A 24942-nucleotide genomic window follows, 5' to 3' on the forward strand; every position below is an offset into this window, starting at 1 on the left:
TAGGCTGGGTCTTATGGTTTTTTGTTTATTTATATATTATGGGCAAATCATCAGCATTTTTCTTATCACTTTAGTGATTTAAAAATATCTTTATTGATACTGTTTTTACTAGGCACTGGTAGTATTTTTTGGAGTGCTAATGTTGGTTTTTTTATCGGTAAATGGCTGCTATGGTTAATTATCTTTTATACATTTTTTGTTGCTTATTGTATTAAACAAACACATATCAATCTCTTAAAACTTGCTTTTGGTTTGACTATTGCAGGCAGGTTTATTGCCATCATCGGTATATTCCAATATTTATCACCCGATACTGAATTTTTATTACAATCAGCACCACCATCTTCCACATTTGGCAACAAAAATATGGCAGCACATTCACTTGTGTTGATATTCCCAGTGATTTTATTTATTATTTTTTCTAATAAAATCAATACAATGCAAACCTTTTTGGCTGGATTTTTGATAGCAGTTATTGTTATTTATATTTTTTATACCGCCACCAAATCAGCATGGCTTGCTATTTCTATTGAATTGTTATTTGTTGCTCTATTTTTACGATTAAAGCGTAAAAAAATAAACAATTACATTTACTGGAATCGAACTAAAACCATTTCCTTATCATTGTCTGTGTTGTTGATTTTTATAAAAATTAATTTATCTGCCGATAGTTTTACACCCGTTTGGCAAGCAGCAACTAACGAGATATCAAGCATGGTACAAAGTACCAGCAATAAGAATGACATTCGTTATGAAATTTATCAAATTTCTATCAATATGATTAAAAATATGCCACTGTTTGGTACAGGTTTGGGCAGTTAGTCATAATGAGGTTCAAGCTGGATATAAGCACTTGTGGCATACTCATCATCCAATAGATAAGGCACATAATGACATCTTAGAGAGCTGACTGTTGAGATTAGATTGGTTGGCGTAGCTGCTTTGTTATGGTTAATGTTCTTAATTATTAGAACAGTTCTAAACATTATGCAGCAATCAGAAGCTCAAAATGAATTGTTCTATTTTTTATTATTGATGGCACTTGGTGGCTCATTTGTCAATATGCAATTTAGTTTTCCTTATCAAATGGCAATGCCGCCACTTTTATTCGGGTTATATGTTGGATTGATTGCCAAACAATCAAAATGTTTTATTGAACCAAGAAAAATACTGTGTATTAAGCCGATAAAAAACATATTAATGAGTCTTAGTGTTATGTCGTTTTTGATAGTTTATAGTATTTATATTGACTGGATAAGGTTTTATAATGAATTAAATACCAGACATTATAAAAACGTATAACAGCTACGTGCTATCATGCCTTATGTTTATTCTTATCATGTGTATTACGGGTTAAGAAAATTTAACCGCCATTATATAAACGCTGTAGATTTTGATAAATCTTTGCAGTTTTCAAAGAAAATATTGCAACATTTATCAAATGATAATTTGACACTTTATGCCCATATTCACGCATTAATAAAAATCAAACAGTTTGATAAAGCATTGACAAAAATTAGCAAACTTTCAAAAGTAATTAATGACGGATTGTTTATTGACTACGCATTGAAATTGGAGATATACGCTGCATTAAATAATGTTGAAAAAATATCTTACCGCCTATCAAGAATTTGCCAATCAACCGGAGAGGCTTTTGGCATTAAACCAATGCAGCTATAAACATCTAACTCAATTTTCTATGCGCCACACAAGCTTGTATAAATACACGCCAATAATGTACAAAAAATATCATGGCCATGACAACCAATTTGAGAAAAAATACTTGATTTTTATGGGCATAGAGAGCATAAATTAGGTTGTCTAAATCATCTCTACTCTTAATTACCGTTCATATTTTTCCATAACCTTATTAAACCCAATTTCTTTCTTTAATCAACTTTTAGAACTTGCAATGGTCTAATAATCTTTGAAACGAGTTATACAAAATATCAATTACACGCTTACACTGATTGCTCGAAGCAAGAAACGTACTAATACAGTAGAAGAAGAATTTGTATATTATTTGAATCTATTCAGGTTATCAACAGCTTTTGGTTGATTGGCATCGAGAATTTAATCTGACAAAATTGGATGTTTGTCAATAAATATCTGTTGATACTGTTTATCCCAACTTTTAAAATGAATAGTTTTTTGCCATTTGGCATGGTTACACTCATTTTGTAAAAATCAATAAAATAATAACTTAAATCTGGATTAACCAATACTGCTTTTTGCTCATTATGCTGAGTCGGCATGTATTTACTGACTACTCTCAATCGATTTGAATCCTGAATATCAAGTAGTGACTTGCCATTAATATTCTCATGGGGCTTCATATCAATAATATCAAGAATAGTTAGCACAATATCTGCTTGTGAGATTGGCCTATTTGTGTTCATTTTAAGCTGTGAGTAATATCCTAGTGGTGGTGAAATTAATAACGGATTATGAATGGTGTTTTTATTAAAACCTTGATTAAACATACCAGATTTTCTGCCTAGACCTTGCCTTGGGCCGTGGTCTGCTGAATAAAACACCCAACTGCTGGGATATTGCTTGCGCATATGATTGATTAAAGTCGCAATATAGTCATCAGTTTTAACAACCGTATTATCATAAGCGTTCATTGAATTTTCATCCCCTTCTGATAAGAACTTCTTATGCTGTTTGGTTGAATGTATTGAATAAGGATAATGCGAACCATCCATTTGCAATACTAATAAAAAACGGCTTGGTTTGCTGTTTTATATAAGGCAAAGCAACTTCTTTTAGCACACGCATATCATCTGCACCTTTATGGACAGAGGTATTTTTGTTCATACTAACACCGTCCCAAAAATAATCCACATCATTATCAACAAGTAATTCTTTAATATGACCCCAGCTGGTGTCTTGCGCACTGATAAAAGCAGTATTGTAACCACGAGCCTTGGCATAATTAAATATTGATGGTGTTTGGTAAAATTTACCCAATGGATCTATACCTTCCATGCCAACCAACATATAAGGAACACTTAAACGAGTATGGGTACTAATACTCAGTGCATTGTCGTAAGCAATAAGTTGTTTATTTTGTTGCAGTTTTGGTGTAGTGTCACGCACGTAACCATAAACACCCATATGTGACAATACTAGAGACTCGCCAACAATGTAAACAATATTAGGCAAATCATGAGCTGGAAGTTGGCTTTTAACAACAAAAGCTTTGTCGTATTTAAACTCTAACGCTTGCTCCTTGGTTATTTGCAATAATATTGAGTAAAAAGCCATGGCTGAATGCTGAAAATTACTCACACCATACCAACTAAAAGTTGTAAGTAAATACAACAAAATAAAACCAAGCGCATTCAAACTATAACGCCACTTTACTGTCTTTTTTTGAGTGTTTGATAACAGATTAATGGACCAATATCGGCAATACTATTAACACAAAAAACAATATTTTTACTAACGCTAGATTTTGTTAAGATGGGTTTCAAAGTAAACAACAACAATAGAATCGTCAAAGACGACAAGCCAAAATTAACCACAACACGCTTAATGTCCCAATTATCCATCACCCATGAATAATCACGAACAACAAAAAGATCTAGTAATACTAAAATCAACCAAACAAATAAGGTTGTCATTATTTGAGTTGATTTAGCCATGTTGACACTGTATCAATCTCGTTATATTTGGTTAAATCAATTTGCAAAGGGGTGACTGATACATAATGATTGGCAATAGCATGGAAGTCTGTCCCTACGCCATTATCAACCTCTTTACCATTTTCACCAATCCAATAAAGGCTTGGGTCGTCTTTATCAGTAACACTTTGCTCCGACATATGACGCTTTCCTAAGCGTGTTGTTTGAAATCCTTTAATATCTCTAAAAGGCACATCTGGCACATTAACATTCAACACAGTATCGTGTGACAACTGAGCATGAGATATTTGACTAATCAGTTGCTTAGCAACCATGCCCGCTGTTTCAAAATTATGACCTTCCCGGCTTGCCAGTGATATTGCCACCGATGGTAAGCCTAAAAATCGTCCTTCTATCGCACCAGCAACGGTACCTGAATAAATCACATCATCACCTAAATTAGCACCAAAGTTAATACCTGTTACTACCAAATCAATTTTTTCATTTAAGAAGCCACATAGGGCCAAATGCACACAATCACTTGGCGTTGCGTCAATGCTATAAATATTATTTGATATTTGAATTGGCCTTAAAGGTTTATCAAGTGTAAGCGAACTACTGGCAGCTGATTTATTTTCACTGGGTGCAACCACGATAACGTCATGCTCCCGCGCTAAAGATTGGGCGAGTTGCACAATACCTGGAGCTTGATAGCCATCATCATTGCTAATTAAAATCTTCATCTTTAAATTAGAAAATATTTTGCATCACGATTGTATTGCAAGGATAATTTTATCTTTTTTAACACCAACTTTCACCAATCCACCATTGATTAATTTACCAAATAATAACTCATCTGCTAGTGGTTTACGAACTTCTTTTTCAATCAGGCGCGCCATAGGTCGTGCACCCATCTTAGCATCATAACCATGCTTTGCAAACCATTTTCGAGCGGTGTCAGATACAATTAGCGAAACCTGTTTATTTTCTAATGCTTCTTCCAATTCAAATAAGAATTTGTTCACCACGTAAACAATAGTTTGCTCGTTAAGTGCATTAAAATAAATAACCTCTGATAGGCGGTTTCTAAATTCTGGTGTGAATAATTTCTTCAATTCAGTTTCATAATCCAACGAGTGATCTTGTTCACTAAATCCAATTGACGTACGTTGAATACTTTGTGCGCCAGCATTTGATGTCATTACCAAAATTACATTTCTAAAGTCAACCTCTCGACCATTGGCATCAGTCATCTTGCCGTTATCCATAACTTGTAGCAATAAATTAAAGATATCAGGATGAGCCCTCTCAATTTCATCAAGCAATAACACAGCATACGGACTGGCATTAACTGCTTCAGTCAGCAAGCCACCTTCATCATAACCCACATAGCCTGGTGGTGAACCAATGAGCTTTGAAATTGAGTGACGTTCTCCGTACTCACTCATATCAAAACGTAACAACTTAACCCCCATAATTCGAGCCAGTTGCTTGCAAATTTCTGTTTTACCCACGCCTGTTGGGCCTGCAAATAAGAATGATCCCATCGGCTTATCAGTTTGTGCCAAACCTGAACGTGATAATTTAATCGCTGTGGATAAACTACTTAGTGCACGATCTTGCCCAAACACACCCAATTTAAGTTCTGATTCTAAGTTTTTAAGTAAAGATTTGTCATTATTAGTCACTTGTTTAGATGGAATACGTGCTAATTTGGCAATAATATTTTCAATATCACCCACGCCAATATTAATCTTACGTTTTGGTTTAGGCTGAATCTGCTGATAAGCACCTGCTTCGTCAATCACATCAATGGCTTTATCTGGCAAGCGACGATCATGCATATAACGATGGGACAACTCAGCAGCAGAGCTTAATGCCGCCGCTGAATATTTAACCTTATGATGTTTTTGGTAATATTTTTTAAGGCCTTGCAAAATTTTGACCGTATCTGCTACCGAAGGCTCATCAATATCAATTTTTTGAAAACGACGCGACAACGCATGATCTTTTTCAAACACTTTTCGATATTCTTCATAAGTAGTTGAACCCATACACCTAAGAGTGCCATCAGCCAATGCAGGTTTTAATAAATTAGAAGCGTCTAATGAGCCGCCAGAAACACTACCTGCACCAATTAATGTGTGAATTTCATCAATAAACAAAATAGCTTGCGGGATTTTTTCCAAATCTGTTAATACTGCTTTAAGGCGTTTCTCAAAATCACCTCTATATTTTGTACCCGCAATAAGCACGCCAATATCTAATGAATAAATACTGGCTTTCTTTAAAACCTCTGGTACTTTTCCCTCAACAATTTTCAAGGCGATGCCTTGTGCAATGGCTGTTTTACCAACGCCAGCAAGACCAACAAATAGCGGATTGTTTTTACGACGCCTAGACAATACTTGCACTGTGCGAACAACCTCCTCCTCTCTACCAAATAAGGGGTCTATTTGCCCAGATTTAGCTTTTTCACATAGGTTTATTGTATAAGTTGCCAATGAGGATTGTTTGAATTTTTTCTTGTCTAGTTCAATTTTTGGCTCACTTGTAATAGATTCTGGCACTCTATTTAAAATGCCTTCCATGGCATCTAGGCGTGAAATATTATTAAGTTTTAGTAAATAAACCGCATGGGACTCCTTTTCAGAAAAAATACTCACCAGCACATTCATTGCATATACCGTATTTCTTTGTGCAGATTGTGCCTGATAAACACTACGCTGTAAAACACGTTGAAAGCCTACTGTTGGTACGATATCGACATTAGAATCAAGCGCAATGAGTGGTGTATGCGAATCAATATAGCCTTCTAATTCATTTTGAAATTCATCAATATCAACCCGCTTATTTCTTAAAAAAGTGACCACTTCATCAATATTAAGTAGTGCTAAAAGCAAATGCTCAACCGTTATAAATTCCAAACGATTATTACGCGCTTGAGTCATAACACAATTAATCTCTTGTTGTAATCCTGTTTCAATCATGGTTTTATTATATCTCCAACTCGCGCAATACGCACATTAATGGTTGTTCATTTTTACGTGCAAATTCTATCACCTGTGTTACTTTAGTTTGTGCAATATCATGCGAAAAAATACCACAAATTCCCTCTCCTTCTATGTGAATTTTAAACATAATTGCTTGAGCTGCCTCTTCACTTTTGGAAAAAAAGTGCACAAGCACATTAATCACAAATTCCATGGTTGTGTAATCATCGTTTAGCAATAATACTTGAAATTTATTTGGTTTTTTTAGCTTTGGTTTTGAAGTTTGTGTTAGTATCTTTGTCATGCTAAGTCGCTGATTTTTTCTTTAACAATGCCCACACAAAAACCAATACCACTAATGTTGGTATTGAGGCACTCAAGAAGTGATTATAATCAAATCTAAGTGATAATACACCGCCAATACGCGAGGCTAACTCAAAAAACAAGCTCATCATCAAACCTAAGAAAATCTTCTTACCAAGTGATGCATCACGAAGTGAACCAAAAACAAATAGCATTGAAAATAATATCATCGTAATCAAGGTAATGGGCCTCATAAGACGCTTATACATTTCTACCTCAAAAACATCGGCGGCAAGATGATTAATTGTTAAAAAACGTATTTGTTGATAAAGATGCCAAGTGGATAGTTCACGCGGGTCTTTTTTAAGGCTTTCTATCAGTTTTTGATTAAACGACACTTGGACACTGTATTTCTCAAGATTATTTTCAGAAAACGTTGTCAACTGACCATTCTTACCTAACTGATAATGGATTGACTGACCAAGCTCTAAATTATCCCCATTGAAAATAGCACTATCAGAATGCGTTATAGAATCTAATCTATTTGATTCTCGCAACTTAATAAGAGTGACGTCTTGAAATGATTTACCATTAAAATTCTTTTTAACATGAATAAAAAGTCCACTATCTTTAAGCCAAAAACCTTGTTGATTCTTAAATGTCATATTTTGTCCTAACGCACTAGCGCGCGAACCTTCTGCATACTCGGTGGTTATTGGTGCAATCAATTCACCTATAAAAATAACAATCGCAATAAACATAAGCGCAGTTCTAACAACAATATGTGAAATTTGCATAATTGAAACACCTGAACTTCTAATAACAACCAGCTGAGATGTAGACGCTAAATGACCCAATGCCAAAAGCGAGCCTAATAAAATAATCACCGATGAGTGCGAATACATAACTGCAGGAATATCTGAGATTACATATTTTGTTGCTTCAAATACCGTGTAATCAGCTTGCCCTATAAATTTAACCTCTTCAAGAAAGTTAAAAAATGCATAAATACCTAACCAAACTAACATAACAGCTAATGTGTAAAAGGCCATGGTTTTAACAATGTAGCGGTCTAAAATTTTCATTAAAATATGAGTCTTAAAATAGAATTATTTAACTTTGGCACCATGATGAAAAATATTCACCTTGATAAAATCATTATTCTTGATTTCGGCTCTCAATATACCCAACTTATTGCTCGCCGTGTGCGTGAAATTGGTGTTTATTGTGAATTATTTCCCTATGATGTAGATAGTGCTTTTATTAAAAATTTTAATCCTAAAGGCATCATCCTCTCAGGTGGGCCTGACACCGTAACACTTGATAATGCTGCTAGAGCACCAAGTATTATATTTGATCTTAATGTGCCAATACTGGGCATTTGTTATGGCATGCAAACCATGGCCATACAGCTTGGTGGCCGTGCTACTTCGGCCGACAAGCATGAGTACGGTTTTGCTAAAGTTCGTGCCCGCAATCACTCACCACTACTTAGTGATATTAGTGACGAAATTAATCACGAAGGTCATGGTTTATTAGATGTATGGATGAGTCATGGCATTGAGGTAGAGCAATTACCAGATGGATTTAAACTGATTGCCTCTACAGACAACTGTGATATAGCTGGATTTGCCAATGTGGAAAAGCATTATTACGGCTTGCAATTTCATCCAGAAGTGACTCATACTAAACAGGGAAAACATATTCTAGATCGTTTTATTAGTGGCATTTGTCAATGCGAAAAAAACTGGACCACGGATAATATCATCACTGAGTTAGTACAAAATCTTAAGAACCAAATTGGTGATAGCAATGTATTACTTGGACTTTCAGGAGGTGTTGACTCATCAGTCGTAGCTGTGTTATTACACCAAGCTATCGGCAAACAACTCACCTGTGTGTTTGTTGATAATGGTCTTTTACGCTTAAATGAAAGTGATGAAGTCATGCAAGCCTTTGCGCAAAATATGGGTGTGATAGTTATCCGCACTGATGCACAACAAAAATTCTATGATGCGCTGGCTGACGAAGCCGATCCTGAGAAAAAACGCAAAATTATCGGTCATACCTTTATCGAAGTATTTGAAGAAGAGGCTAAAAAACTCAACAATATTCAATTTCTAGCCCAAGGCACAATTTATCCTGATGTGATTGAATCGGCAGGCGCTAAATCAGGCAAAGCCAAAGTAATTAAATCACATCACAATGTAGGTGGATTGCCAGAAGATTTAAAGTTTAAACTGGTAGAGCCCTTGAAAGAATTATTTAAAGACGAGGTTCGTCAAATCGGTGTAAAACTTGGCATTTCAGCACACATGCTGTATCGCCACCCCTTTCCAGGCCCTGGGCTAGGTGTGCGCATTTTAGGCCAAGTCAAACAAGAATATGCTGATATTCTCAGACAAGCCGATGCCATCTTTATGGATGAATTGCATAAAAACGATTTATATGACACAGTCAACCAAGCCTTTGCTGTATTTTTACCCATTAAATCAGTCGGTGTTACAGGTGATGAGCGTCGTTATGACTACGTTATTGCACTACGTGCTGTTGAAACCATTGACTTTATGACAGCTCGCTGGGCAAGATTACCGTATGATTTTCTAGATTTGGTGTCTAATCGAATCATGAATGAAATCTCTCGTATTTCACGTGTTGTTTATGATGTTTCTGGTAAGCCACCAGCAACCATTGAATGGGAGTAAATCCCTTAATTGATAAAAAGTGGATGGCGCTTGCCATTGAACAAGCCAAACAAGCACAAGAGGTAGGTGAAGTGCCTGTTGGTGCAATTTTGATGCAAAATAATCAACTAATTAGCAGTGCACACAATCAACCCATCTCAAACAATGACCCAACTGCACATGCAGAAATACAGTTATTACGCGCTGCAGGTAAACAATTAAACAACTATCGACTGTCTGACACAGTCTTATATGTCACTTTAGAGCCTTGCGTTATGTGTCTAGGTGCTATGATTCATGCACGAATATCACGTGTAGTATTTGGTGCTTATGATCAAAAATCAGGAGTTTGTGGGTCGTGTATAGATTTACCAAACAGTCAGTGTTTTAACCATTCAATTAATATTCAAGGTGGTATTCTGGCTAACCAATGCAAAGAGCTGTTGCAGCAATTTTTTAAAAATAAACGGAAAAATAACCATTAAAAATAACCTAAATTTTAGACTGTGTACATGCCGCCATTTACATGCAATGTCTGTGCTGTGATATAGGCACCATCATCACCTGCTAAAAATAATACTGCATTAGCAACTTCATCAACTGTGCCTAAACGATTCATTGGAATTTGCTGGGATAAGGCTATTCTTTGTTCTTCAGGTAGTGCATTGGTCATATCTGTTTCAATAAAACCAGGAGCAACTGCATTAACGGTAATACCACGAGAACCCACTTCACGAGCCAATGACTTGGTAAAGCCCATGATACCTGCCTTGGCAGCAGCATAGTTAGTTTGACCTGCATTACCCATAGCGCCCACAACAGAAGCAATAGAAATAATACGACCTGCTTTTTTCTTCATCATACCACGCAATACAGCTTTTGACATTTTATAAACAGAAGTCAAGTTAGTACTCATAATATCATCCCATTCATCTTCTTTCATACGCATGAGTAGATTATCACGGGTAATACCTGCATTATTAACTAAGATATCAATAGCACCATAAGTGTCAACAATAGACTTTATTACCCCAGCAATTTGATTATTATTAGTCACATTAAGTGTCATGCCTACACCTGTCATCCCATTGTCTTTTAATGTGGTACTAATTGCACTTGCGCCTTTATCGCTAGTTGCTGTGCCAATGACGGTTACACCTGCTGCACCTAAAACCAAAGCAATTGCTTGGCCAATACCGCGACTTGCACCTGTTACTAATACGATCTTTCCTTTCAAATTGTTCATGATAAGATATCCTCTAAAGTTGTTTCTATGCTGGCTGAATCTAATATAGCATTAGTCGTTAATGATTTTTCAATTCTTCTTGTTAAGCCTGTAAGCACCTTGCCCGGGCCAGATTCAATTAATTTTTCAACGCCCATATTATGCATCGCCTGAACGGTGCTTGTCCATAATACTGGTTTATGTAGTTGTGCGACTAATTTGGCTTTTATATCATCAACATCAGTTGCTTTAAGTGCATCAAAGTTATGTAGTACGTCAACATTACTTTGATTAAATTGAACGACATCTACAGCGTTTTTAAACTCCATTGCTGCATCATTCATCAGTGAACAATGTGATGGTACACTCACTGGTAATATCACCGCACGCTTAGCACCTTCAGTTTTTATCAATTGACAAGTGGCTTCTACAGCCTCTTTATTGCCTGCAATAACCACCTGCCCTAATGAATTAAAGTTAACTGCTTCAACAATGCCCCAACCTGAATAATCTGCACATAATTTAACCACAGCACTATCCTCTAAGCCCAAAATAGCCGCCATTGCACCCACTCCTTCAGGCACTGCTGATTGCATCAATTCTGCGCGCTTTCTAACCAGCTTAATGCCATCACTAAATCCCAAAGCACCCGATGCTACTAATGCCGTATATTCGCCTAAACTATGACCTGCCATGCAAACAGGTGATAAATCATGTTGATGGGTAAGTGCCAAATAAGTTGCATAACCTGCGGCCAATATAGCTGGTTGGGTATTTTGTGTTTGATTAAGGGCATCTTGGTCTTGTTGTGTTAATGCCCAAAGATCAAAGCCCAACGTGTCACTTGCCTCAGTAAATGTTTCTTTTACAATGGGATAATGATTAGCAAGTTCTGACAACATGCCCAAAGATTGTGATCCCTGACCTGGGAATATGATGGCGTATTTCATAAAATTTTAAACAAACGAAATAGCCATATTTTAATTAATAAAAAAGCGCTTGAAAAGCGCTTTTTAAAAATAATATTGATGCTTAAAATTATGCAATTTCAATCGAAACATATTGGCGCATAAATTTACCTTTTTTAGCAAAGACAACTCTGCCATCCATTGTGGCAAATAATGTGTCGTCCTTACCCTTGCGAACGTTAGTACCCGGATGAAATTTAGTACCTCTTTGACGTACTAAAATATTACCAGCTAATACAGCTTGACCGCCAAATCTTTTAACACCTAGACGTTTTGATACGGAGTCTCTATCGTTATTAGTACTACCACCTGCTTTTTTATGTGCCATAAATTACTCCTTTATGCCTTAATTTTAACAATTTCAATTTCAGTAAACAACTGGCGATGACCTTGTTGTTTCATTGAATGTTTACGACGACGGAATTTAAGAATATGTACTTTTTTTCCTTTGCCTTGTGAAATAATTTTCGCCTCAACAGTCGCTTTAGGTACAAAAGGTGTGCCCACTTGAACATTGTCGCCATCGGCAACCATTAATACTTCTTCAAAAGTGACTGTCTTGCCTGGCTCAACTTCTAATTTTTCAATCTTTAAAGTTGTGCCTTGCTCAACTCTAAATTGTTGACCACCTGTCTTGATAACTGCGTACATAACTAATCCTAAATATGCTCGGCTAAAAAAGGACGTAATTATACTTGAACGTTTAGGTTTGTAAAGTTTGTTTAATGAAATTCTAACGTATAATTACATTTTTTCTTCAAATGGATTTCAATACATGATTATTTTTGAAACCAACATGGGCAATATTCACATTCACGTTGACACTAAAAACGCACCGACCAACGCGCAAAACTTTATTGATTACGTAAATGATGGCTTTTATGATGATACTATTTTTCATCGTGTGATTAAAAATTTTATGATTCAAGGTGGTAGTTTTACAAAAAATATGAGTGAAAAAACTACCAAAGCTAACATTGAAAATGAAGCCAAAAATGGCTTAAAAAATACCAAATATTCACTGGCCATGGCTAGAACTTCTGCACCACACTCTGCCAGCTCACAATTCTTTATCAACACATCTGATAATTCATTCTTAGATTTTCCCGGGCAAGATGGTTGGGGCTATTGCGTATTTGGTGAAGTTGTTGAAGGCTTTGAGATAGTTCACAAAATCAACCAAGTTTCTACTGGCAATAAAGGTGGACATGATGATATGCCAAATAACTCTGTTATTGTCAACAAGGCATATAGCGCTTCATAATGAGCCAAACGCTCATCATAGCAGATTTACACCTTGCTACTGATGAGGCCAAAACCCATCTTTTTATTAAGTTTTGCCAAGAGCAGGCGGTTATGACTGATCAGCTTTTTATTCTTGGAGATTTGTTTAATGTTTGGTTGGGTGATGACTTGTCAATTGATTATTATCAAAAAGTTGTCTTAGCACTAAAAACACTGAGTCTTAAAACTAAAATTTTTATCATGACTGGCAATCGTGATTTTTTATTAGGTGATAACTTTGCCAAACAAACTAATTGTATTTTGATTGATGCGCCTTATTTACTTGAAGTCAATAACCAGCAATATGTGCTCACACATGGCGATGAGTTATGCACTGACGACAAAGGCTACCAGCGTTTAAAGGGCATACTACAACACCCAATCACAAAATTTATTTTTCTGAATTTAGGAGTAAAACTACGCTTAAAGATTAGCGCTCAATTGCGCCAAAAGAGTATCAAAGCTCAACAACATAAATCATACGAGATTATGGATGTCAATATAACAACCGTCAATCAATTAATGCAAAAATATCCTAGTGCAAATCTTATTCACGGACACACACACCGATTAGATACTCATGTGAATGATGACTTTACTAGATACGTATTGGGAGACTGGTCAAATAACCAAGGCAATGCAATTGAAATTAGTCATCAACTAAATCGCCTTGAAATTAGCACGGTAGTCAACTAAATTAACGGTTGTTACCTTTAGTGCTATCTTTTCATCTAGCTTAGGCAAAATTTTAAATTTAATCTGCGTCATCATACCCAATTCAGGAATCATAAACAACGCTTTATCACCACGTGTGTCTACCACAATACCTTCACCTTGCCATGATGGATTATCAAGCAGATAGACGCATTTATAATGGTCATTACTAGAACGCACTGTTCTGCCAACACTGGACATGTTGGCATTATAAATACCGATAATCTTTTTAACATCTTCCTTGCCTAGTATGTCTTCACCTTTGATAAAACAGCTAAGCTGCTGATGTGCGAGTAAATCAAGATACCTTCTAAGTGGACTGGTAATACGTAAATACGCTTTAAGACCTAGGCCAAAATGTGGTAAATACTTGGTAGATGTAGCTGAGCGTTTAAAAAACTTTGTGGCTTTAAATGACTCAGATAAAGACAATGCATCTTTATTATCCAGTGTTTCTTGTGGAAACTCGCCTTCATCTTGAATCGCATAAGGCACAACAATGTCATTATCAGCAGCAAATTGTGCAACAACACGACCCGCCATTACCATCATTTCAGCCACCAATTCACGACTTTGACTTGAGCTTTGTGGCGTAATTGACACTTGGCCTTGCTTAAAGCTAACATCAACGTTTGGCAGGTTTAAACTGATTGCACCACAATTGTCTCTATATTGTTTGTGCGCCTTTGTAATACCTTGTAATCTGGATAAATGTTCATTAGACACTAACATCCCATCTGCATCATCATAGCTGATATTAGTCACTTTGATCAAACTATGAAGCACTTCAATATTATTAATCTCACCTGATTCTAAAGTAAACCCTATCGATAAAGCACTTGATGTTTCAGCCAACCCCAATGCGTACATTTTTGTTGCAGAAACAGGCAACATATGAATAATTTGCTCAGGCAAATATAAATTAGAAGCACGCTCTTGTGCGTAAGCATCCAACTCAGAGCCAGCAGTAGCAATCAAAGATACATCGGCAACATGAACCCAAATCTTATCGCCATCAATACTAATTGCGTCATCAGCATCGTTTGAATCAGCATTGTCTATTGCATAACTGAATAAATGCGTTAAATCAACGCGTTCAACTTGTGCCATGCTAACATCAATTTTCTCATCCTTAGAAATGTCATGACGCGCTGGATAGGGATTAAAGCTTGGCTTGAAATAGTCAAGTCTTAATAATAATTTATAAGCAGACTCAGGTGTATTTTCTATACCAATATTGGCCAAAATCTTAGCGTACTTAGATTGGTTTAGTGCAACTTTTTCAATCTCTTCAATATAGGGCAGATCTTGCTCATCAAAGGTATTATTGACAAGATTATCCACACAGTGTTTAAGATTTTTAGCCTCAATAATTTGGGCATCACGCTTAGTTTGGATGCTTTTAACTTGAGCAGTTAAGCGTATAAAAACTTTATCTTTTTGCCAATAAAAATACAAACCATCTTCAATTAAAATACAACTACACCAAGCGTTTTTGGCACTGTATTCGTCAAACAACCATTGCGTTATTTCTTCTAATGTTAGTATCTCTTCTTGGAAATCTTCAAGAACAGCAATATCTGCATGTGCACAAGCATCATCTACTTGAACAAATTCAGGGTGAATAAAACGGAAATCTTTTTCCCGTACCGAGCGCAAAGAACCATCAGCAAACTCTAATGCAAATTTATGCATCGTTTGACTAACAATACGCGCAGGTTTACCTTTGTAGGCAACTAAAGCGTTAATCAATTTAAATTCTAATCTAGTGTTTGCGCATAAGTAGCAGCATTCATTAAGTCATCAACTGAATGAGACTTAAACTTAACCAACCAGCCATCATCATAACAACTAGAATTAACCAGTTCTGGTTCGTCATCAAGCGCTTCGTTGGCTTTAATAATTTGCAAATCAGCAGGTGCGTAAATGCCACTAGCCGCTTTGACAGATTCAACCACACAAAATTCATCCTCAATAGAGACTTTATCATCAACGTTGGGTAATTCTACAAATACCATATCACCTAATAATGCTTGTGCATGATTAGTAATACCCATGGTATAAGTACCGTCGCCATGATCTAAAATCCACTCGTGGGTTTGTGTGTATTGTCTATCGTCTCTTATTTCACTCATGTTGTTCTCCTAAATTTTCTCAAGCAGGACTTACCTACTTATTTAAACCAATACTTTACCATTGAGTACGAATGGCGGTTTGACTATTTTAGCGTAAACTTGCTTTTTTCGCATCTCAATTTCACATATGCCGAGGCTGCCCATAGGCACACTTGCCAGTGCAATTGCCTTTCCCATAGTGGGTGAAAACGTGCCTGATGTCACTTCGCCTTCACCTAAATTAGTCATTACTTTTTGATGGTCACGAATCACACCCTTGTCTTCTAAAACTAGCCCAACAATAGTCTTTTCAACGCCTTTTTCTTTTAATACTTCTAATGCATCACGCCCTATAAACGCACGATTTTCATTAGTCAGATCAACCGTCCAAGTAAGTGCTGCTTCAAGCGGTGAAACCTCATCACTCATCTCTGAACCATATAAACTCATACCTGCTTCTAGGCGCAAAGTATCACGCGCGCCCAAGCCACAAGGCTTAACACCAGCCTCAAGTAACATTTGCCAAGTAAATTTTGCTGAACTTGAAGGCAGCATAATCTCAAACCCATCTTCGCCTGTATAGCCTGTACATGCAATGAATAACCCGCCTAAACTAACCGAATTAAATGACTTCAACTCACCACAAACCTCTTCAATCCCTGGCATAGCTGCAAATACTTTCGCCCTTGCATTTGGACCTTGTACAGCAATCATTGCTAGATCAGACATCCGCTCAACTGATACATCAAAACCATTGGCTTGGGCGTTAATCCAGACCATGTCCTTTTCAGTAGTGCCCGCATTAATTACCATGCGATAATATTCGTCATTTTGGTAATAAACAATCAAATCATCCACTACCCCGCCTGACTCATTGAGCATGCAACTATATAACGCCTTGCCTTGTGTTTTTAGCTTGTCAACATCATTCGCAATCAAAACTTGCAAAAATGCTTTTGCTTCAGCACCTTTAAAATCAACCACACTCATGTGTGAGACATCAAACATACCTGCATCACGGCGCACTTGATGATGTTCTTTAATTTGTAAACCATAATTAAGCGGCATTTCCCAACCTCCAAAATCAACCATCTTTCCTTGCGACTCTATGTGCATTTGATACAAAGGTGTTTGTTTCATTATTTTTTATCCTCTTTAATGTATTTCTTAATAAAAATTATCATGACAACAATCAATATAAATGTTAGCCCCATGGTGCCAAATAGCTTGAAGTTAACCCAAGATTCTTCAGTCTGTTGGGCAATAATACAAAGTTGCTCCATCGTTGTATTTACACAATCTAGCTCTGTCAATTCAATTTTAGAATCAAGTTCAGTAGCAGTAAATAACGCCTCTCTAGCGTTCAAAGCAAGATTAACATAATAAGCATTAACAACAGCAATGCCCGTAAAACCAAGCCCCCACAACCAACTAAGTTGATGCCACACATTTTCTGGCAATTCTAATTCTTTACCCAACATCCTTTGCAATAAAGTTTTCTTGCCAATCCACATACTCAACACTAGCGAAAAAGCAAATACCACATACAACACACTAACTTTCCACATTAAAAATACAGGATCTCTAAGGGTAAGTGTTACACCACCTAAAATCACCAATAAACCAAATGTTACTAGATGGATGTTTTCAAACTTACCCGTTCGGTAACGTGCAATCATCATCTGCAAAAAAGTTGCACCAATCATGGCATAAATTGCCATGTATAAACCCATCGTCTTATAAACAACAAAAAATAGGGCAATAGGAAAAAAATCAAGTAAAAACTTCATCACTTACTCCAAATGCTCTTTTGAGCAATACACCTTATTATTTTGAATGATTGCCTCATTTTCAGGAATATGAACCTTACAAACACTACAAGCCAGCATTTTATTAGCTGATGATTTTTGATCAATACGGTCAACTGGCTTTCTAAACTTTTTTAAAAGCCAAAAGCCCGCCCAAACAAGCAAAACAATAATAATTAACTTAACAATCCCCATACAATTCAACTCTGACAAAAAATGAAATTTTACCAATGCTTAGTATATAATTGCCTCTTTTTATGTGTCTATAATTCACAAAACTGCCCGGGTGGTGAAATTGGTAGACACACAGGACTTAAAATCCTGCGGCTTCACGGCTGTGCCGGTTCGATTCCGGCCCCGGGCACCATCCTTAAATTCGCCTCTTATAGCAATTTAAAATAGTCACACAACTGCCTTTCAATGTATTTGAATAGTGTTTTTACTAAAAAAATATTCAACTCCACTTACTGGTCAGATTAATCATATAATTAGAATCTTATAAACCTTAGTACTTATCAAAAAAATCCGCCTTAATCCATTAAAGATTTCGTATAATTAATATATTCTAACTTAGGTACTTTATCATGCAAAAACGTATTATTTCAACTAGTAAAGCCCCTAAAGCAATTGGCACTTACTCTCAAGCAGTGTGCATTACTGGTGGCTCTAGCGTTTATTTATCCGGGCAAATCTCTCTAATACCAGAAACAATGAAAATAATCAGTGGCGGTATTGACGAACAAATTAATCAAGTTTTTAAAAATCTAGCGGCTGTTTGTCAAAAATCCAATGGTAACTTAAAAGATATTGTTAAGCTTAATGTCTATCTCACTGACCTTAATAATTTCCCAAAAGTTAATGAAGTTATGTCCACCTATTTTGATGAGCCCTATCCTGCACGTGCAGTAGTTGGTGTTAGTGAACTGCCCAAAGGCTCAATGGTAGAAATGGATGGCATTATGGTAATAGAGCCCTGTGACTACACCTACTAAATGTAGCATAAAATGCAATCTCTTCAAATAACTTAATGCAATCTTAATGGTTTGTTTAGATAAAACTTCGCCCATCTATGTATCAGTTATCTGAACCAATCATTGCATTGAATGGCTTAGGTCCAAAAGCACAACAAAAACTAAATGCCATTGGTGTTTTTAATTTGGAACATTTACTGTTTCACCTGCCAATACGTTATCAAGATAAGACCAAACTAATTAAACTAAATCAAGCTCGAGTAGGCGATGAAGTGTTAGTTCAACTGAATATCGAACGTATCGAAGAAACATCAACCCGTCAACGACAATTATTATGCTACTTGTCTGATTCTAATCATCAAAATTTATTGCTTCGATTTTTTCATTTTAATCAATACCAAAAACAAAACTTTATTCGTGGCGATATTGTTCAATGTTTTGGTGAAGTAAAAATTAGCAGAAATGGCCTAGAAATGCATCATCCTGAATATCGATTAATTTCCAAAGGTCAGGATAATTTACTAGAAAAAACACTCAGCCCCATCTATCCATTAACTGCCAATATTCATCAAGCACAAATGAAAAAATGGATTGATATTGCACTAGAAACCTTGCAACAATCAGACTTGTCTGATAATTTTAAAAATCTAGCAAACAATTCTATGCCCACCCTTAAGCAGGCCTTGAATATGCTACACCATCCTAAGGTTGATGATAATATTGAACAAATCTCTAATTTTAAACACCCTTCACAGCAACGTCTGATTATTGAAGAATTATGTGCACAACGACTTAGTTTGCTCCAACTCAAAGATAGGCGTAAATCCAAACAATCCAATACATTTAAAATTAAAAGCACTTTAACCAAAAAAGTATTAAACGTCTTAGAGTTTCAACTAACAAAGGCACAACAGCGTAGCATTGATGACATTAATTCAGACCTTGCATCGAACCATCCAATGCTTAGACTATTGCAAGGCGACGTAGGCTCTGGAAAGACCATTGTGGCTGTATTTGCTTGTTTGCAAGCAATCGAAAATGGCTTTCAAGCAACCATTATGGCACCCACTGAAATACTCGCTGCACAGCATTTACAAGGATTCTCAAATTATCTAACCCCTTTAGGCGTTGACATTGCGTTTTTAACTGGCTCACAAAACGCAACACAAAAAGCCAAACAACTTGAAAAAATCAACTCAGGCAAGGCACAAATTATTATTGGCACTCATGCACTATTTCAAGCCCAAGTTGTTTTTGATAAATTGGGCTTGGTAATTATTGACGAACAACACAAATTTGGCGTACATCAGCGTTTATCTCTTGTGCAAAAAGCACATAACACCCCCCATCAACTGGTCATGACTGCCACCCCTATTCCAAGGTCATTAACCATGAGTGCCTACGCAGATTTAGATTGTTCAGTGATTGATGAATTACCCCCTGGCAGAAAACCTACTAAAACCATTGCACTTGGTAATGATAAAAAAGACAAAGTGATTGAAAAAATCAAACAAGTTTGTAGTACTGGCAATCAAGTGTATTGGGTATGTACACTGATTGAAGAATCTGAAGCGCTCCGTGCTGAATCTGCCACCAATACCCATCATTACCTACAGGAAAATTTAAAAGAATTAACCGTAGTACTGATTCATGGGAAGATACACAAAGATGAGAAATCTGCCATTATGGCGCAATTTTTCAAAGGTGAGATTGATGTTTTAGTTGCCACCACAGTCATTGAAGTGGGCGTTAATGTCACCAATGCATCACTCATGGTTATTGAAAATTCTGAAAGACTAGGACTTGCACAATTACACCAATTACGTGGCCGTGTAGGGCGAGGTATTGGTGCTAGTATATGTATTTTAATGTATCAGACACCACTCAGTCACAGTGCGTTTGCACGACTTGATACCTTAAGACAAACAAATGACGGCTTTAAAATTGCACAAAAAGACTTAGAGCTTCGTGGCCCTGGCGAGATTCTAGGCACACAGCAAACAGGCATTGCTAATATGAAAATTGCCAATATTGTGCGTGATAGATATTTGCTCAAACAAGTACACTTTTACTCAGAGCAATTTTTAAAATTAGGTAAAGACAAACAACAAGCGCTTATTACTCGTTGGATTACTGATGATAAAAGCCAATATGGCAATACTTAAAAGCGTTTAGTTGACGTAAAATAACCCAACTATGATTAACACAAAAAACTTGATGTGGTCAAACTTAAATCAAGTGAGCAATATACCTAGTTACGTCCTTACTTGGCTTGACGACCATCAATCCTTAACCGCTAAATTAAAGCAAAAATTTAATCGTTTTTCAATCAATGTCCTATCACAAGCAGAATCTCTTGTACATACTGATGAAACAGAATTGCTTAATTGGCACGGCCAATCTGTTGTGCGTGAAGTAGAGCTTCTGGGAGATAATCAAGTTGTTGTGTTTGCCAGATCAATCATCCCTGTCACTAATGACACACAAAACTTATTAAAAATTGGCAGTAAGCCTTTAGGTGAAGTGTTGTTTAATGATAAAGACATTAAACGTGGTCAACTACAGATCACCCACACACATGGTACTTGGGGCAGGCGGTCTATTTTTACCATTGGCTCAACTCGAGTATTAGTAAGTGAATTTTTTATAAAAAATTTATATGCCGTATAAGCCTTATAAGAACAAAAAAATTACTCAGCCCAACTAATGCGCGATAATATCTTTACTAAAGAGAGTGACTTAGTTGATTTCGCCTTTGATGCACAAGTGGCTGATGTGTTTGATGATATGGTTAAACGCTCAGTGCCTGGTTATCAATCTATGATTGAGATGGTTGGTTTGAGTGTTAAAACTTATGGCCAAGACAATACTAATTATTATGACCTGGGTGCTTCAACAGGTGCCGCTTCCATTGCACTGGGCATCAATAACCCACACTCAAATAATCAAATTATTGCCCTTGACAATTCACCAGACATGGTTAAAAAATGCCGACAAAATTTAGCAGGAAAAATTGATAATGTTAATGTAATTTGTGGTGATATCCTTGATATGAGGTTTGAAAATGCATCCATTATTGTGCTTAATCTCACCTTGCAGTTTATTACACCGAGCAATAGGCAGACTTTAATTGACAAAATTTACAAAGGTCTAAATACGAATGGTGCGCTGATTGTTTCTGAAAAAATTCATTTTGATAATCAACAAAAACAAGAACAAATAAGCAGGTTGCACTTAGACTTTAAACGTGCCAATGGTTATAGCGAGCTTGAGATTGCAAACAAACGTCAATCGATTGAAAATATACTATTAACAGATAATAAACAAACCCACTTTAAGCGGTTTAACACAGCAGGCTTTAAAAACAGTATTTGTCATTTTCAGTGTCTTAACTTCTCTTCCTTTTTAGCGGTAAAATAGCGCATCAGTATGTTACTGATGATTGACAATTACGACTCATTTACCTATAACTTGGTGCAATATTTTGGCGAGTTAGGACAAGCCGTTGAAGTATATCGTAACGATGAAATTACAATACAAGGCATTGAAAAACTTGCGCCTGAATTTTTGGTTATTTCACCAGGTCCTTGTACACCAAATGAGGCAGGGATTTCAATTGAGGCTATTAAGCATTTTTCTAAGAAAATGCCAATTTTAGGGGTTTGCTTAGGGTTTCAGGCTATAGTTCAGGCTTTTGGTGGGCATATTATTAGTGCAAAAAAAATTATGCACGGCAAAGTGTCCAGCATTCATCACACTAACAAAGGTATATTTACAAACCTTAAAAATCCACTCAATGCAACACGCTATCACTCATTAGTAGCGCAACAATCAACCCTACCGGATTGCTTTGAGATTACCTCATGGACGAAGGATAATAAGGGAAAGATAGACGAGATTATGGGTCTTAGACACAAAGAATTTGCTATTGAAGGGGTGCAATTTCACCCAGAATCAATTTTGACTGAACAGGGTCATGAAATGTTGGACAGTTTTTTAACAAGGAAAACTTTATAAACCATGGAAATACTTGAATTTTTATTTGCTGATGAGCAAATGTTTACAACCATTACACTCATATTATTAATTGCTCTGCTTGTTGGCAATATTGTTGTTGATAAATTAAAAAAATATGAAGATATTGATACCAATGGGGCAGTCACACTCATGGATGGTAACGACCTTATCCTGTTAGACGTTAGGGAGAAAAGGGAGAGAAAGGCGGGGTATATTGCTGGTGATATTCACATTCCACTTGCTAGTGTTAAGGGTAAATTGTCTTCATTGGATAAGCGTAAAAAGATACTAGTATATTGTCGTAGTGGCTCTCGTTCAGCACATATTGCTGGATTATTAACACGTAATGAGTTTGAAAATGTATACAGTTTAAAAGGTGGTTTTCAGGCATGGAAAAAAGCCAAACTACCCATTAAAACTTAATTAGTTATGAAAAAAAATATTATTTATTGCTCAGATTCTTGTCTTTTTTGCCAAAGAGCTTATCAATTGCTTGAAAAAAGAGGCATTCCTTTCAAAAAATACCATGTTAAAAACCAAGACGACTGGAATGAAGTCAAAGAAAAGACAGGTAGAGAAACCGTACCACAAGTATTTATTAATGGCTTTCATATAGGTGGATTTGATGATTTATCAACTGCAGACCAATCTGGAAAATTAGATGAAATTCTAAATCAGCCATGAGTAAAAACCTCAGTATTATTGGTGCCGGCGCTTGGGGGAGTGCTCTAGCCATTGCCCTTTATGATAATTTTGATACAATTTATCTACACGCCCACACTCAAAACGAAGTCAAAACATTAAAACCAAAACATCCTGCACTACCTACACCCTATCCTAATAATATAAAAATTACCTGTGATTTTTCTAAATTACAGGACGTCAAAGATATACTAATTGTTACACCTAGTTATGCATTTTCTGAGGTATTAGAAAAAATAAAACCGCTCATTAATGGCACTCATCAAATTGCTTGGGGCACTAAGGGTTTTGATACCGCCAAGAGATGTTTTTTACATGAAAGTTTTGAGCGTATATTCCCTAATCGCAATGGTTGTATTATCTCTGGACCAAGTTTTGCTTTTGAAGTAGCAACGAATAAGCCTACTGCATTAGTCGTGGCATCCGTTGATAAGAACACCAGAAACTACTTTGCAAAATTAATACAAACAAATACCCTGCGTGCTTATACCAATGCTGATATTGTCGGTGTGGAAATTGGTGGATCGGTTAAAAATATCTTGGCCATCGCTGCGGGTATCGCTGCGGGATTGGGTTATGGTATTAACACCCAAGCAGCATTGATTACTAGAGGTTTAGCAGAGATGTCGCGCCTAGGAATAAGTCTTGGTGCAAAAAATTCTACCTTTGTTGGTTTGTCTGGTTTGGGAGATTTAGTACTTACTTGTTCAGACGATTTATCTAGAAACAGGAGGTTTGGCAAAGAATTGGCCTTTAATCATAGTATTAAAAATGCATTAGCCAATGTAGGAAGCACGGTTGAAGGTCTTAATACACTTGAGCTCATTTTATCTATTGCCAATAAAGAGCAAGTGGAAATGCCAATTTGTGAACAAGTTTATCAGGTTACTCAAGGTAAGCTAACACCTACTGAAGCAGTCAACTATCTAATGTCTAGAGAGCAAACTAACGAATGAAACTAGACTTACTTAGGCATGGCATACCTATTGGTGGTCGTATTTATCGTGGCAATCAAGATGACCCTCTTAGCAAAAAGGGCTGGCAACAAATGCTTGACGTTACCCAAGGAAAATCCTGGGATTATATTGCCAGTTCACCTTTGATGCGTTGCGCTGAGTTTGCTAAGTATTTGTCTAAAAATAAAAATACGCGTTGCAAAATTTTTAATAGTTTTGAAGAACTTGGTTTTGGTGATTGGCAGGGGAAAAGTGCTGATTCTATTGGTCAGACATTGGTTGATAATTTTAAACTAGACCCTGTTAATCATCGACCACCTGATGCGGAAAACCTTTATAATTTTCAAGCACGAGTTTTATCCTCCTTTAAAGACATTGAACTTCATCATACTAATGAATCAGTTTTAATTGTAGCGCACGCCGGCGTTATCCGAGTGATTAAATCCTATTTATTAAACCTACCCATTGAAAAAATATTTACAATAGAAGTCATTTGTGCATCCAGTGAGCGCTTTGACCTTTAAAATTTTAATCATTAGTATGATGTTTTTAGTCATCCTAATTCAAGCAAATG

The 24942-nt window shown here is 36.4% G+C and carries 33 protein-coding genes and 1 tRNA gene; 17 read left to right on the forward strand and 17 right to left on the reverse strand.

All coding sequences use genetic code 11. The annotated features are described in order from the left end of the window. Window positions 1-21: 21 nt before the first annotated feature. Window positions 22-822, forward strand: a complete 801-nt coding sequence (locus CVPH_RS06955; protein ID WP_201341052.1) for an O-antigen ligase family protein — start codon at window positions 22-24, stop codon at window positions 820-822. On the opposite strand, the gene CVPH_RS06960 is transcribed toward CVPH_RS06955, so the two are convergent. Next, complete coding sequence (locus CVPH_RS06960) at window positions 819-986, reverse strand: hypothetical protein (protein ID WP_201341053.1); 168 nt, start codon at window positions 984-986, stop codon at window positions 819-821. The genes CVPH_RS06955 and CVPH_RS06960 overlap by 4 nt on opposite strands. Window position 987: 1 nt before the next feature. Between CVPH_RS06960 and CVPH_RS06965 the strand changes: the two genes are divergently transcribed. Together CVPH_RS06965 and CVPH_RS06970 are read left to right on the forward strand one after the other, a co-directional pair. Further along, window positions 988-1302 carry a hypothetical protein gene (locus tag CVPH_RS06965; RefSeq protein ID WP_201341054.1) on the forward strand — a complete coding sequence of 105 codons (315 nt, stop codon included), beginning with the start codon at window positions 988-990 and terminating at the stop codon, window positions 1300-1302. Between the two features lie 15 nt (window positions 1303-1317). Next, window positions 1318-1680, forward strand: a complete 363-nt coding sequence (locus tag CVPH_RS06970) for a hypothetical protein (protein ID WP_201341055.1) — start codon at window positions 1318-1320, stop codon at window positions 1678-1680. A 353-nt stretch (window positions 1681-2033) separates the two neighbouring features. Here the strand turns inward: CVPH_RS06970 and CVPH_RS10560 are convergent, their stop codons facing one another. The 7 genes from CVPH_RS10560 to lptG form a co-directional block, all read right to left on the reverse strand. Beyond that, window positions 2034-2708 carry a sulfatase-like hydrolase/transferase gene (locus tag CVPH_RS10560; protein ID WP_201341056.1) on the reverse strand — a complete coding sequence of 225 codons (675 nt, stop codon included), beginning with the start codon at window positions 2706-2708 and terminating at the stop codon, window positions 2034-2036. After that, window positions 2659-3294 carry a sulfatase-like hydrolase/transferase gene (locus tag CVPH_RS10565; RefSeq protein WP_201341057.1) on the reverse strand — a complete coding sequence of 212 codons (636 nt, stop codon included), beginning with the start codon at window positions 3292-3294 and terminating at the stop codon, window positions 2659-2661. Before CVPH_RS10565 ends, CVPH_RS10560 begins: the two co-directional genes overlap by 50 nt. 71 nt (window positions 3295-3365) lie before the next feature. After that, window positions 3366-3650: a hypothetical protein gene (locus tag CVPH_RS06985; protein ID WP_201341058.1), complete on the reverse strand. Its 285-nt coding sequence runs from the start codon at window positions 3648-3650 to the stop codon at window positions 3366-3368. After that, window positions 3629-4372, reverse strand: a complete 744-nt coding sequence (surE, locus tag CVPH_RS06990; protein ID WP_201341059.1) for a 5'/3'-nucleotidase SurE — start codon at window positions 4370-4372, stop codon at window positions 3629-3631. The genes CVPH_RS06985 and surE overlap by 22 nt, the downstream gene beginning before the upstream one ends. A 24-nt stretch (window positions 4373-4396) precedes the next feature. Beyond that, complete coding sequence (gene clpA / locus CVPH_RS06995) at window positions 4397-6619, reverse strand: ATP-dependent Clp protease ATP-binding subunit ClpA (RefSeq protein WP_201341060.1); 2223 nt, start codon at window positions 6617-6619, stop codon at window positions 4397-4399. 7 nt (window positions 6620-6626) lie between these two features. Next, window positions 6627-6926: an ATP-dependent Clp protease adapter ClpS gene (gene clpS / locus CVPH_RS07000; protein ID WP_201341061.1), complete on the reverse strand. Its 300-nt coding sequence runs from the start codon at window positions 6924-6926 to the stop codon at window positions 6627-6629. Between the two features lies 1 nt (window position 6927). Then, on the reverse strand, window positions 6928-8010 hold the full coding sequence (gene lptG, locus CVPH_RS07005; protein WP_201341062.1) for an LPS export ABC transporter permease LptG: 1083 nt from the start codon (window positions 8008-8010) through the stop codon (window positions 6928-6930). A gap of 45 nt (window positions 8011-8055) precedes the next feature. Here lptG and guaA point away from each other — a divergent pair, with 45 nt between their 5' ends. Together guaA and tadA are read left to right on the forward strand one after the other, a co-directional pair. Next, complete coding sequence (gene guaA, locus CVPH_RS07010) at window positions 8056-9630, forward strand: glutamine-hydrolyzing GMP synthase (protein ID WP_201342444.1); 1575 nt, start codon at window positions 8056-8058, stop codon at window positions 9628-9630. Beyond that, window positions 9621-10094, forward strand: a complete 474-nt coding sequence (tadA, locus tag CVPH_RS07015; RefSeq protein ID WP_201341063.1) for a tRNA adenosine(34) deaminase TadA — start codon at window positions 9621-9623, stop codon at window positions 10092-10094. The genes guaA and tadA overlap by 10 nt, the downstream gene beginning before the upstream one ends. A 14-nt stretch (window positions 10095-10108) precedes the next feature. On the opposite strand, the gene fabG is transcribed toward tadA, so the two are convergent. The 4 genes from fabG to rplU all read right to left on the reverse strand — a co-directional run bounded on the left by fabG (window position 10109) and on the right by rplU (window position 12453). Then, complete coding sequence (gene fabG / locus CVPH_RS07020) at window positions 10109-10855, reverse strand: 3-oxoacyl-ACP reductase FabG (protein WP_201341064.1); 747 nt, start codon at window positions 10853-10855, stop codon at window positions 10109-10111. Next, window positions 10852-11784, reverse strand: a complete 933-nt coding sequence (gene fabD / locus CVPH_RS07025; RefSeq protein ID WP_201341065.1) for an ACP S-malonyltransferase — start codon at window positions 11782-11784, stop codon at window positions 10852-10854. The genes fabG and fabD overlap by 4 nt, the downstream gene beginning before the upstream one ends. 88 nt (window positions 11785-11872) lie before the next feature. After that, window positions 11873-12130, reverse strand: a complete 258-nt coding sequence (gene rpmA, locus CVPH_RS07030; RefSeq protein WP_201341066.1) for a 50S ribosomal protein L27 — start codon at window positions 12128-12130, stop codon at window positions 11873-11875. A gap of 11 nt (window positions 12131-12141) precedes the next feature. Further along, window positions 12142-12453, reverse strand: coding sequence for a 50S ribosomal protein L21 (gene rplU / locus CVPH_RS07035; protein ID WP_201341067.1), 312 nt, complete (start codon window positions 12451-12453; stop codon window positions 12142-12144). Window positions 12454-12577: 124 nt separating this feature from the next. On the opposite strand from rplU, the gene CVPH_RS07040 reads away from it, so the two are divergent. Both CVPH_RS07040 and CVPH_RS07045 read left to right on the forward strand, forming a co-directional pair. Beyond that, complete coding sequence (locus CVPH_RS07040; RefSeq protein ID WP_201341068.1) at window positions 12578-13066, forward strand: peptidylprolyl isomerase; 489 nt, start codon at window positions 12578-12580, stop codon at window positions 13064-13066. Beyond that, entirely contained in the window at window positions 13066-13782 is a 717-nt protein-coding gene (locus tag CVPH_RS07045; protein ID WP_201341069.1) for a UDP-2,3-diacylglucosamine diphosphatase, read from the forward strand. Before CVPH_RS07040 ends, CVPH_RS07045 begins: the two co-directional genes overlap by 1 nt. On the opposite strand, the gene CVPH_RS07050 is transcribed toward CVPH_RS07045, so the two are convergent. The 5 genes from CVPH_RS07050 to CVPH_RS07070 are packed head-to-tail and all read right to left on the reverse strand — an operon-like array spanning window position 13747 to window position 17917. Then, on the reverse strand, window positions 13747-15552 hold the full coding sequence (locus CVPH_RS07050) for an RNB domain-containing ribonuclease (protein WP_201341070.1): 1806 nt from the start codon (window positions 15550-15552) through the stop codon (window positions 13747-13749). The two genes, CVPH_RS07045 and CVPH_RS07050, sit on opposite strands and share 36 nt — an antisense overlap. Before the next feature lie 8 nt (window positions 15553-15560). Beyond that, on the reverse strand, window positions 15561-15935 hold the full coding sequence (gcvH, locus tag CVPH_RS07055; RefSeq protein ID WP_201341071.1) for a glycine cleavage system protein GcvH: 375 nt from the start codon (window positions 15933-15935) through the stop codon (window positions 15561-15563). 42 nt (window positions 15936-15977) lie between these two features. Then, a complete protein-coding gene (gcvT, locus tag CVPH_RS07060; RefSeq protein WP_425353131.1) occupies window positions 15978-17057 on the reverse strand; it encodes a glycine cleavage system aminomethyltransferase GcvT in 1080 nt (359 codons plus the stop codon). Continuing rightward, window positions 17054-17704 carry an inner membrane-spanning protein YciB gene (locus CVPH_RS07065; RefSeq protein ID WP_201341073.1) on the reverse strand — a complete coding sequence of 217 codons (651 nt, stop codon included), beginning with the start codon at window positions 17702-17704 and terminating at the stop codon, window positions 17054-17056. Before CVPH_RS07065 ends, gcvT begins: the two co-directional genes overlap by 4 nt. 3 nt (window positions 17705-17707) lie before the next feature. After that, complete coding sequence (locus CVPH_RS07070; RefSeq protein WP_201341074.1) at window positions 17708-17917, reverse strand: PP0621 family protein; 210 nt, start codon at window positions 17915-17917, stop codon at window positions 17708-17710. Window positions 17918-18002: 85 nt separating this feature from the next. On the opposite strand from CVPH_RS07070, the gene CVPH_RS07075 reads away from it, so the two are divergent. The 10 genes from CVPH_RS07075 to CVPH_RS07120 all read left to right on the forward strand — a co-directional run bounded on the left by CVPH_RS07075 (window position 18003) and on the right by CVPH_RS07120 (window position 24892). Continuing rightward, window positions 18003-18089: transfer RNA gene (locus CVPH_RS07075), tRNA-Leu, on the forward strand. A gap of 217 nt (window positions 18090-18306) precedes the next feature. After that, window positions 18307-18714 carry a RidA family protein gene (locus CVPH_RS07080; RefSeq protein ID WP_201341075.1) on the forward strand — a complete coding sequence of 136 codons (408 nt, stop codon included), beginning with the start codon at window positions 18307-18309 and terminating at the stop codon, window positions 18712-18714. Window positions 18715-18791: 77 nt separating this feature from the next. Next, window positions 18792-20858: an ATP-dependent DNA helicase RecG gene (gene recG / locus CVPH_RS07085; protein WP_201341076.1), complete on the forward strand. Its 2067-nt coding sequence runs from the start codon at window positions 18792-18794 to the stop codon at window positions 20856-20858. Window positions 20859-20910: 52 nt separating this feature from the next. Then, entirely contained in the window at window positions 20911-21363 is a 453-nt protein-coding gene (locus CVPH_RS07090) for a chorismate--pyruvate lyase family protein (RefSeq protein ID WP_225879673.1), read from the forward strand. Window positions 21364-21399: 36 nt separating this feature from the next. After that, window positions 21400-22113, forward strand: a complete 714-nt coding sequence (cmoA, locus tag CVPH_RS07095) for a carboxy-S-adenosyl-L-methionine synthase CmoA (RefSeq protein WP_201341078.1) — start codon at window positions 21400-21402, stop codon at window positions 22111-22113. Between the two features lie 9 nt (window positions 22114-22122). Beyond that, entirely contained in the window at window positions 22123-22710 is a 588-nt protein-coding gene (locus CVPH_RS07100; RefSeq protein WP_201341079.1) for an aminodeoxychorismate/anthranilate synthase component II, read from the forward strand. A 3-nt stretch (window positions 22711-22713) separates the two neighbouring features. Beyond that, entirely contained in the window at window positions 22714-23133 is a 420-nt protein-coding gene (locus CVPH_RS07105) for a rhodanese-like domain-containing protein (protein WP_201341080.1), read from the forward strand. A 6-nt stretch (window positions 23134-23139) separates the two neighbouring features. Next, the gene (locus CVPH_RS07110; protein ID WP_201341081.1) at window positions 23140-23394 is read left to right on the forward strand and encodes a glutaredoxin domain-containing protein; all 255 of its coding nucleotides are present in this window, start codon (window positions 23140-23142) and stop codon (window positions 23392-23394) included. After that, window positions 23391-24368, forward strand: a complete 978-nt coding sequence (locus CVPH_RS07115; protein ID WP_201341082.1) for an NAD(P)H-dependent glycerol-3-phosphate dehydrogenase — start codon at window positions 23391-23393, stop codon at window positions 24366-24368. The genes CVPH_RS07110 and CVPH_RS07115 overlap by 4 nt, the downstream gene beginning before the upstream one ends. Then, a complete protein-coding gene (locus CVPH_RS07120) occupies window positions 24365-24892 on the forward strand; it encodes a histidine phosphatase family protein (RefSeq protein ID WP_201341083.1) in 528 nt (175 codons plus the stop codon). Before CVPH_RS07115 ends, CVPH_RS07120 begins: the two co-directional genes overlap by 4 nt. Window positions 24893-24942: the final 50 nt, after the last annotated feature.

It is taken from the genome of Abyssogena phaseoliformis symbiont OG214 (genome assembly GCF_016592595.1).
Lineage (GTDB): Bacteria > Pseudomonadota > Gammaproteobacteria > PS1 > Pseudothioglobaceae > Ruthia.

Coding starts and splice junctions, on each gene's coding strand:
- CVPH_RS07065 (WP_201341073.1), bottom strand. CDS start 17,704: ATGAAGTTTTTACTTGATTTTTTTCCTATTGCCCTATTTTTTGTTGTT.
- CVPH_RS07070 (WP_201341074.1), bottom strand. CDS start 17,917: ATGGGGATTGTTAAGTTAATTATTATTGTTTTGCTTGTTTGGGCGGGC.
- CVPH_RS07120 (WP_201341083.1), top strand. CDS start 24,365: ATGAAACTAGACTTACTTAGGCATGGCATACCTATTGGTGGTCGTATT.
- surE (WP_201341059.1), bottom strand. CDS start 4,372: ATGAAGATTTTAATTAGCAATGATGATGGCTATCAAGCTCCAGGTATT.
- recG (WP_201341076.1), top strand. CDS start 18,792: ATGTATCAGTTATCTGAACCAATCATTGCATTGAATGGCTTAGGTCCA.
- fabG (WP_201341064.1), bottom strand. CDS start 10,855: ATGAACAATTTGAAAGGAAAGATCGTATTAGTAACAGGTGCAAGTCGC.
- CVPH_RS10560 (WP_201341056.1), bottom strand. CDS start 2,708: ATGGATGGTTCGCATTATCCTTATTCAATACATTCAACCAAACAGCAT.
- CVPH_RS07045 (WP_201341069.1), top strand. CDS start 13,066: ATGAGCCAAACGCTCATCATAGCAGATTTACACCTTGCTACTGATGAG.
- gcvH (WP_201341071.1), bottom strand. CDS start 15,935: ATGAGTGAAATAAGAGACGATAGACAATACACACAAACCCACGAGTGG.
- CVPH_RS07100 (WP_201341079.1), top strand. CDS start 22,123: ATGTTACTGATGATTGACAATTACGACTCATTTACCTATAACTTGGTG.
- CVPH_RS07090 (WP_225879673.1), top strand. CDS start 20,911: ATGTGGTCAAACTTAAATCAAGTGAGCAATATACCTAGTTACGTCCTT.
- guaA (WP_201342444.1), top strand. CDS start 8,056: ATGAAAAATATTCACCTTGATAAAATCATTATTCTTGATTTCGGCTCT.
- CVPH_RS06965 (WP_201341054.1), top strand. CDS start 988: ATGCAGCAATCAGAAGCTCAAAATGAATTGTTCTATTTTTTATTATTG.
- CVPH_RS07040 (WP_201341068.1), top strand. CDS start 12,578: ATGATTATTTTTGAAACCAACATGGGCAATATTCACATTCACGTTGAC.
- cmoA (WP_201341078.1), top strand. CDS start 21,400: ATGCGCGATAATATCTTTACTAAAGAGAGTGACTTAGTTGATTTCGCC.
- rpmA (WP_201341066.1), bottom strand. CDS start 12,130: ATGGCACATAAAAAAGCAGGTGGTAGTACTAATAACGATAGAGACTCC.
- rplU (WP_201341067.1), bottom strand. CDS start 12,453: ATGTACGCAGTTATCAAGACAGGTGGTCAACAATTTAGAGTTGAGCAA.
- CVPH_RS06960 (WP_201341053.1), bottom strand. CDS start 986: ATGTTTAGAACTGTTCTAATAATTAAGAACATTAACCATAACAAAGCA.
- CVPH_RS07105 (WP_201341080.1), top strand. CDS start 22,714: ATGGAAATACTTGAATTTTTATTTGCTGATGAGCAAATGTTTACAACC.
- lptG (WP_201341062.1), bottom strand. CDS start 8,010: ATGAAAATTTTAGACCGCTACATTGTTAAAACCATGGCCTTTTACACA.
- CVPH_RS07080 (WP_201341075.1), top strand. CDS start 18,307: ATGCAAAAACGTATTATTTCAACTAGTAAAGCCCCTAAAGCAATTGGC.
- tadA (WP_201341063.1), top strand. CDS start 9,621: ATGGGAGTAAATCCCTTAATTGATAAAAAGTGGATGGCGCTTGCCATT.
- CVPH_RS07115 (WP_201341082.1), top strand. CDS start 23,391: ATGAGTAAAAACCTCAGTATTATTGGTGCCGGCGCTTGGGGGAGTGCT.
- fabD (WP_201341065.1), bottom strand. CDS start 11,784: ATGAAATACGCCATCATATTCCCAGGTCAGGGATCACAATCTTTGGGC.
- CVPH_RS06970 (WP_201341055.1), top strand. CDS start 1,318: ATGCCTTATGTTTATTCTTATCATGTGTATTACGGGTTAAGAAAATTT.
- clpA (WP_201341060.1), bottom strand. CDS start 6,619: ATGATTGAAACAGGATTACAACAAGAGATTAATTGTGTTATGACTCAA.
- CVPH_RS06985 (WP_201341058.1), bottom strand. CDS start 3,650: ATGGCTAAATCAACTCAAATAATGACAACCTTATTTGTTTGGTTGATT.
- clpS (WP_201341061.1), bottom strand. CDS start 6,926: ATGACAAAGATACTAACACAAACTTCAAAACCAAAGCTAAAAAAACCA.
- CVPH_RS07110 (WP_201341081.1), top strand. CDS start 23,140: ATGAAAAAAAATATTATTTATTGCTCAGATTCTTGTCTTTTTTGCCAA.